This window comes from Sulfitobacter sp. HI0129, assembly GCF_001635395.1.
GTDB lineage: Bacteria > Pseudomonadota > Alphaproteobacteria > Rhodobacterales > Rhodobacteraceae > Sulfitobacter.
This window is the reverse complement of sequence record NZ_LWGH01000130.1, coordinates 1-355: the sequence shown is the minus strand read 5'-3', so window position 1 is coordinate 355 and position 355 is coordinate 1. Positions and strand designations below refer to the sequence as shown.

1 pseudogene is annotated in these 355 nt (G+C 65.1%); it reads right to left on the bottom strand.

Features of this window, described 5'->3' with window-relative positions:
- A pseudogene (locus A3764_RS01230) lies at nucleotides 1-355 on the bottom strand (colanic acid biosynthesis glycosyltransferase WcaL); the annotation flags it as partial.

Genomic DNA, 355 nt, shown 5'->3' with positions numbered 1-355 from the left:
CCATGTTCTGCGGATGTGAGCTTTTCTCGCAACTCCCATTCCGGCGATGTCCAGATGTCCTTTGCATGGGCTGAAAAGGCCCAAGGCAGCCCCCGCAGGATCGCCGCATAGCGGGCGACGGATGCCGGCGTATGCAGGAAATGGGCATAGAGGCCCGCGATATCTTCGCCAAGCTCATGGGCGAGCACGCAGGCCTGACCGAAGCGGCGGCGGCGATTGGCCGTGTCGTCGCGGGCCAGATCGGCCTCGAATGCGACCCGGGCCGCGTCATGCCCGGGCAGGGCGGTCACCGCTTCGAGTGCTCTTGCCACGCGGTCCGGTTCATCGCGCAGATACTCCGGCAGATAGTTCACCC